This window comes from Fulvivirga sp. M361 (genome assembly GCF_007097395.1).
Classification (GTDB): Bacteria; Bacteroidota; Bacteroidia; order Cytophagales; family Cyclobacteriaceae; genus Fulvivirga.
In genome coordinates this window covers 1-7,088 of record NZ_VKDC01000069.1, presented here as the reverse complement: position 1 = coordinate 7,088, position 7,088 = coordinate 1, and the positions used below count along the sequence as shown (strand labels likewise).

Here is a 7,088-nt window from a genome sequence, read left to right as displayed (position 1 = left end):
ATCAATATGTTATTTTCTCAAAGATTATCTGAAATATCTTCAGGGGTGGCTAAACAACTCCTCAGTACATTCTATGTTTTATCTAAAATCAGATTTCTTAACCCAATGAATAATGCGGGTTAAGTCTGCGCTGATCGCCAACCAAATTGAAGTCACCGAAAGCACAGGTATAACCCTATCCCTTTTGATCGAAAAATCATGCTGTGCTAAAGGCGGGTATAAAATAGAAAGGATCAGCGATGATGAAATTGTAGTGAGGTCCGGAGATGCTACAGGGCTTATGTATGGTGGATTAGAGTTAGCAGAACTTATCAATATTAGCGGCGACTTGGAAATGATACATTCGGTTTCCGATCAGCCCTATATAGTAAACCGGGGAATAAAGTTTAATATTCCATTAGATGTAAGAACCTCAAGTTTTGATGATTCAGGAGACGCTGCCCAGGAGAATATTGCAGAAATGTGGGATTTGGGCTTCTGGCAGGCCTTTTTTGATAATATGGCGAGACATCGTTACAATGCCATTACGTATTGGAATGCACATCCGTTTTCATCAATGGTGAAACTGGAAGACTATCCTGATGTAGCATTACAAGATGTCTGCGGCACTACCATTAAACCCCAGGAGCATCCTTATTATTGGAACACACCGGAATTGCCCAGTTCTAAAATCGTTGATAACCTCAAAGTGGAGAAGAAAATGACCATTGAGGAAAAAATTAAATTTTGGCAGAAAGTCATGGAGCATGCCAGTAACAGAGGAATAGACGTCTATTTCATTACCTGGAATATTTGCCTTAACGGCACCGCATTACCTGGCCCTAATAAGGAAGTGGGTGATAAGCCAGGCAAATATGGCATCTCCAACAATTACAAAAATGAGACCAGCATAGATTACCTTAGAAAATCAGTAAAACAGTTTGTTTTGACGTATCCACATCTTACAGGAATTGGAGTTACCGCAGGAGAAAATATGCGCACGCCAATGAATGATGACGATAAAGAAAGGTGGCTCTGGGAGACCTATGGATTAGGAATTATAGATGCCAAAAAAGAACAACCTGACCGGGTTGTCAAATTCATTCATCGGTTTTGGTGGACAGATATGGAAAAAGTGATGAAGTACTGGGGACAATATCCTGATCCATTTGATATGAGTTTCAAATATGCCAAAGCACATATGTATTCGGCCGTAGCCCCCCCATTTCACAAGCCACTATTAAAATGGATGAAGCCCCAAAACCTGAAATCCTGGTGGAACCTTCGAAACGATGACATTTTTATTCATCGATGGGGGGATCCGAAATTTGCCAGTGAATTCATAAAAAATTTACCAAAAGAACAAACCGCAGGCTTTCATATGGGGTCAGACGGGTATGTATGGGGCAGAGAGTTTATAAGCAAACAACCTGAAACACCCCGTCAGTTAGAAATAGACAAGCATTGGTACAGGTTTATGCTTTGGGGAAGACTAAGTTATAATCCTGATATACCAAATGATAGGTTTAAAGACATTATTGCAACAAAATTTCCCGAAACTGATAAAAACAAGCTATTTCAGGCATGGACTGACGCTTCTAAAATAATTCCTCAGATCAATCGGTTTCATTGGAGGGATTGGGACTATATGTGGGCCCCGGAAGCTTGCATGGATACCTGGAACGATTTAAGGGACATCAATGCTTTTCGTGAAAATACTACTATGGAAGAAAGCGGAATCTTAAATCCGGTAGATTATGTAAAAGCAGTTGAGAGCGGCAAAAACATGCAGGAAATTACCCCTTTAGATGTTGCCAATAACCTCTCGAAATTTGGAACGGATGCGATTAAAACCGTGAATAGTTTACTTGACGACAAAAATTCAAAAGAACTCCAATCAACATTACTTGATATCAAATCCATGAGCTTTCTGGGGCATTACTACGCTAACAAAATTAAAGCTGCTGTAGAGCTGGAGTTTTTCAAAGTGACCGGCCAGCCAACCAGAAAAAACAATGCCATACAATTTTTGAATGAAGCCGTTATCTGCTGGCAAGATTATACGAACATCAACAAAGACCGATATAAAAGGCAAAACCTCGCCCGGTTGCGCACCTTTGATTTTGAAAACCAGTTAAAATGGGTTAAAAAAGACATTGAAATTGCAAAAGCCGCCAGAACCTACGAACAGGATTCAACAGCTGCGCTGTCATCAAAGCTTTGAGCATCATTAAACGGGATGGTCAAAGCGAATCATCATCTCTTACCCACAGGCCTGAATAATTTGTCATTCCATAGGTCATTACTAAGCCACGACATAATGTGAGTCGGGAGAAGTTTAATCCTGGTGAGGAAGCTTCTGCTATATGCCTGGTATCCCTAATGAGCCCTATTTCATACAATGATCTGACAATGAATAGGTATGGTTACTATATACGGTTGCTCCACTAATTATCAACTTTTTTACTGTATATAACTCAGAGGTTTTGAACGCCGATTCACGACATTAAATTGAGTAACACTCAGATACAGTCTAAGGTAATTCAGCTACAAACCGAAGTAGTTCAGCTAAAAAATTTCAGCAAGCACAATGTTGTCTTTACCTTGTGAAAACGACATTTCCCTCACGTCTTGCCGTAATCCCGGGTATATAAATGGCCCAAATCAATAATAAGAAACGCTTTTAATAAAAACTAAAACGCACGAATATGTTCAACATAAAATTCAACACCTACGATAAGGATACTCCGATCAGCACTGGTAAAACAAACCCTATAAGACTTCATAAAGGGAAAAGCCATCTGACATTAACTGTTACATTATGGTTTGGACTACTTCTTAGTCTTATACCAGGTTTCATATTTTCACAAAACTGGAGCCTGGTATGGCAAGATGAATTTACAAATGGAATTAGCTCCGACTGGGTTTTCGAAACGGGAAACGGTTATTCCGGTTGGGGAAACAACGAGTTGCAATACTACCGTCGTGAGAATGCCACGGTTGAGAATGGCAATTTGGTCATTACTGCCAAAAGAGAATCCTTTGGAGGGTATAATTATACCTCAGCACGCATGAAGACCCAGGGTAGGAAATCCTTTAGATATGGTAAAATAGAAGCAAGGATAGCTTTGCCGTTAGGTCAGGGATTATGGCCGGCTTTCTGGATGTTGGGTAACAATATTTCTTCGGTGGGATGGCCTGCCTGTGGTGAAATAGATATTATGGAGCACATCAACAACGAAGCGACTACCTATGGAACCATTCATTGGCAGGATCACAACGGCAACAAGGCAGAATATGGTGGAAGTACGGGCGTGAATGTCAGTGCTTATCATGTGTATTCTATAGAATGGGATCAGAACTATATTCGATGGTTTGTTGATGGGAACCAATTCCACATCGTTGACATAAGTAATGGCATTAATGGGACAAGCGAGTTTCATAATGAGCACTTTCTGCTGCTTAACATGGCTGTAGGAGGAAATTGGCCTGGGTTTTCAATTGACAATAGCAAACTACCGGCCCGCATGTACGTTGATTATGTACGTGTCTATCAGGACAACGGTACTGGTGGAGGCGGAGGACCTACCCTGGTCATCGAAGCCGAGAACTACAGCAACATGTTCGGAGTTCAGAAAGAAAACTGTTCAGAAGGAGGTCAAAATGTAGGATATATTGATACCGGAGATTGGATGGCTTATCAACAAATTAGTTTTCCTACTTCCGGAAATTACCTTATCCAATATCGTGTCGCCAGTAAGGTAAATGGGGCAAGGCTATCCGCTGACCTGAATGCAGGAAATACCGTTTTGGGTCAAGTAAGTATACCCAACACAGGAGGATGGCAAAATTGGACCACTGTTTCTCATACCGTAAATGTAACTGCAGGCACTCACAGTTTTGGTCTATATGCAGTATCTGGCGGATGGAATATTAACTGGATCAAGATATCAAAAAGTCAGCAAAATGCGCGACTTTCTGATACAGAGGCCACTTCGAATACAGGCATTATGAAAGACATAAAGGACATAAATCTGGCTACGATATATCCAAATCCATTTGTCAATGCTGTTCAATTCAAATTCGGCGAGAAAAACGCAACTATTGCCATTTTCGATGCCCTGGGCCATACGATCATAGCTTCAAGAACTATTGAATCAGGTGAATCTATTGACCTTTCTAACCTGACTAAAGGACTATACCTGGTAACCATAGAAAAAGGTGGGGTCAAAGAAACAAAACGTTTGATCAAGCAATAATTGAGCTTGCTCAAGTGCACTAAGAAGGAACTTACCTTGAATGCTTTTACTGAAAAAGCCATTCTTTTTAGTTAAACCCTACTTGAGGTGAGTTCTTCAATAGTGTTTCATTTACCGGTTTATGGCAAAAGACTTAACGCCTATTTTTTAATAATACGGATTACATACAAACAATTTTTTAACCCCACAAAACACAAAAAAATGAAAAGAAAATTTCAAATTAAAGTTGTCAAAGTGCTCTTTAGTTGGTTGACACTGCTTTTAGGTTTCACAGTCCACGCACAGACATTACCCTATGAAATTACAAATACATCAGAATATTCTGACAATGAAGTATTTGTAACCGCAGTAGGTGAAATAGAAGGTGGTCACGTATGGGTGGATGTTGTAACGGGCCAGGTTAATCGCATGGACCCTTCTTATAACACTGTGCAGGGGCCTGTAATAGGTGGGAACCAGGGACCTGGTCAAAATGGAAAGTATGCAAACTGTTTCAGGCGATTAAGTGATATTCCGAACAAGACGATCCAAATGCCTAAAATAGAAGGGTGCCGGATCATGATCTCTTTTAAAAGCCAGCTATTTCTATACTTTTTTGGGCATTCAGGTGACCCTAAAGGATATGCAGCCCCCAACCTCGCAAACCCAACAGACCCTAACCAGGGAATTAAGTTTGAGTTGGTCGAATTAACGTTCAATAATATTGGTCTTTGGATGAATACATCACGCGTTGATTCTTATCAATATCCTATGGGGCTTGAAGTTTGGGGAAATGGCTTTTACAAAAAAGTAGGTGAACTAAAGAAACATAGTGAGATCCTGGCTCAATGGCAAGCCACGGCCCCTAACGATTTTAAGGGTCTGTTAAACCCGTCTGAAGGCATCATTCACTTTCCTACCAAAGTAGATGCATTTCCAAAAACTTTCATGGACGGTTATATTAATAGTATCTGGTCTAAATATTCCAGTCAGGAACTGGCATTTACATCAGATGCCGGCGTCTGGAGAGGAAGAGTTCAGAGTGGCAATGCATTTGTATTCCGTAGAGATAGTGATGGTCAGGTAGCAACTATTTCAGGAAAACCCACCACACTCGAAGCCATGGAAGGTAGCGGCATTATGGCCTCGGGAGGACGATGGGATAAAGTAGTGCAGGCCCAAATGGTTGCAGCGATTACCAGGCATGCGGTTGACTTAAATATACCTTCCGGGGTATTGCAAAATTTTGGAGATGCGTCTAAATATTATCAAACATGGCCTTACAACTGGTACTCCAAATTTTTCCACCAAACAGACATTAGCTTCGAAAGTCAGACCTATACCTTCGCTTATGATGATGTATATGACCAGTCTTCTACTATTCATACCACAAGCCCCGAAAGAGTTAAAATTACCATTGGTGGCATTACGGGAAATTCAAACCCTGATCCTACTACGGGGGAAGTCACTTTGTATTTGGATTGTCCTTATGCCGGAACTTCAGTTGGTCTCTCTGAAGGACGTTATACAACGGCCCAGCTAAATGCTCTGGGAATGCCGGATAAAAGTGTATCTTCTTTACGCATTCAGGCAGGTTATGAAGCTACACTTTATAGCAGTGATAATTTTGGCGGAGCTACTTTAGTAAAAACTTCGGATGATGATTGTTTAACCAACGATGGAGATTGGAACGATAAAATGTCCTCTATCATTGTTTCTAAAATAAACGACAACGGACCAGGTCAGTTGATCGAAGCAGAAGACTACAATGATATGCTCGGTGTTCAGAAAGAAAACTGTTCAGAAGGGGGGCAAAATGTAGGTTACATTGATACCGGAGATTGGATGGCCTACTATGAAATTAATTTTCCTACTTCCGGGGCCTACCTTATCGAGTATCGTGTCGCCAGTAATGTAAACGGTGCAAGGCTATCCGCCGACCTGAATGCAGGAAATATTGTGCTGGGAGAAGTGAGTGTCCCAAACACCGGAGGGTGGCAAAACTGGACTACTGTTTCTCACACTGTAAACATAACGGCAGGCACTTACCAGTTTGGCTTATTCGCAGCATCCGGGGGATGGAACGTTAACTGGATCAAAATATCAAAAGCCACCACTGTCGCAATGGCCATGGTTGATAATGTCAATAGAAGCCACAAAATAGCTACTAACACATTGTATCCCAACCCAGTAAAAAATACATTGTTTTTCAACATGGACATGTCCGGTGCCTGGGTGAGTGTCGTAAACTCTAAAGGTTTTGTATCCAGGCACAAAGTAAGTAATACAGGCGTAAATGTTTCTGCTTTCGAGCCAGGGATATATACTGTTATCATCGAAAAAGAAGGCAGAAGAACTGTACAACGATTTGTGAAAAAATAGTCATTAACTGTTTTATTCAATGGCTTAAAGAAATTCAATCTATCAATCACATCAAAACAAATAGAGTGCTGAGACCCAAAATCATGATAGAATAAGTTGATAATTCCCTTCCGAACAATGATTAATTCGGCAGGGTTTGCGGTTATAAAGTCGTGGCAATCTCATTAAATAAAGAGATTGCTACGGCTTTTCTAACCCTAATGCTCATTAAAGACCCTCGGTAAATAGTAGTTTTTGACCATGTCCGCCCCAACTCACAATATCCGGTTCCAGCCCTTTACCAGTACTTTCTTCCTGAATTATAACAAACTCATTCAGTTCCTGATCATCATAAAAAAACTTTAACAAGCACCTCCTGCATACAACGTATCCCTTCGGTGTTGGGCGTGTATTTAATTATGATTATTTTCTTATAGGCAGTAATTCATGTAACTGGTTGATCTTATACTCAGGGATTTTTCTCAGGGTTTGGGTAAGCCACTCTAATGG

The 7,088-nt window shown here is 40.7% G+C and carries 4 protein-coding genes; 3 read left to right on the top strand and 1 reads right to left on the bottom strand.

Annotated elements, in window-relative coordinates; all coding sequences use genetic code 11:
* The first annotated feature begins 112 nt into the window (after positions 1–112).
* From FNH22_RS31290 to FNH22_RS31280, 3 genes are all read left to right on the top strand, one after another.
* Positions 113–2,203, top strand: a complete 2,091-nt coding sequence (locus tag FNH22_RS31290) for a carbohydrate-binding family 6 protein (RefSeq protein WP_143402479.1) — start codon at positions 113–115, stop codon at positions 2,201–2,203.
* Between the two features lie 484 nt (positions 2,204–2,687).
* Positions 2,688–4,238, top strand: coding sequence for a carbohydrate-binding protein (locus FNH22_RS31285; RefSeq protein ID WP_143402478.1), 1,551 nt, complete (start codon positions 2,688–2,690; stop codon positions 4,236–4,238).
* A 201-nt stretch (positions 4,239–4,439) separates the two neighbouring features.
* Positions 4,440–6,599 carry a beta-1,3-glucanase family protein gene (locus FNH22_RS31280; protein WP_143402477.1) on the top strand — a complete coding sequence of 720 codons (2,160 nt, stop codon included), beginning with the start codon at positions 4,440–4,442 and terminating at the stop codon, positions 6,597–6,599.
* A gap of 207 nt (positions 6,600–6,806) precedes the next feature.
* Here FNH22_RS31280 and FNH22_RS32265 read toward each other — a convergent pair whose 3' ends face one another.
* Positions 6,807–6,947, bottom strand: a complete 141-nt coding sequence (locus tag FNH22_RS32265; RefSeq protein ID WP_185154525.1) for a hypothetical protein — start codon at positions 6,945–6,947, stop codon at positions 6,807–6,809.
* Between the last annotated feature and the right edge of the window lie 141 nt (positions 6,948–7,088).

Bases quoted from the DNA above. Each gene is read 5' to 3' on its own strand.
- FNH22_RS31290 (WP_143402479.1), top strand. From the start codon at position 113: ATGCGGGTTAAGTCTGCGCTGATCGCCAACCAAATTGAAGTCACCGAA.
- FNH22_RS31280 (WP_143402477.1), top strand. From the start codon at position 4,440: ATGAAAAGAAAATTTCAAATTAAAGTTGTCAAAGTGCTCTTTAGTTGG.
- FNH22_RS31285 (WP_143402478.1), top strand. From the start codon at position 2,688: ATGTTCAACATAAAATTCAACACCTACGATAAGGATACTCCGATCAGC.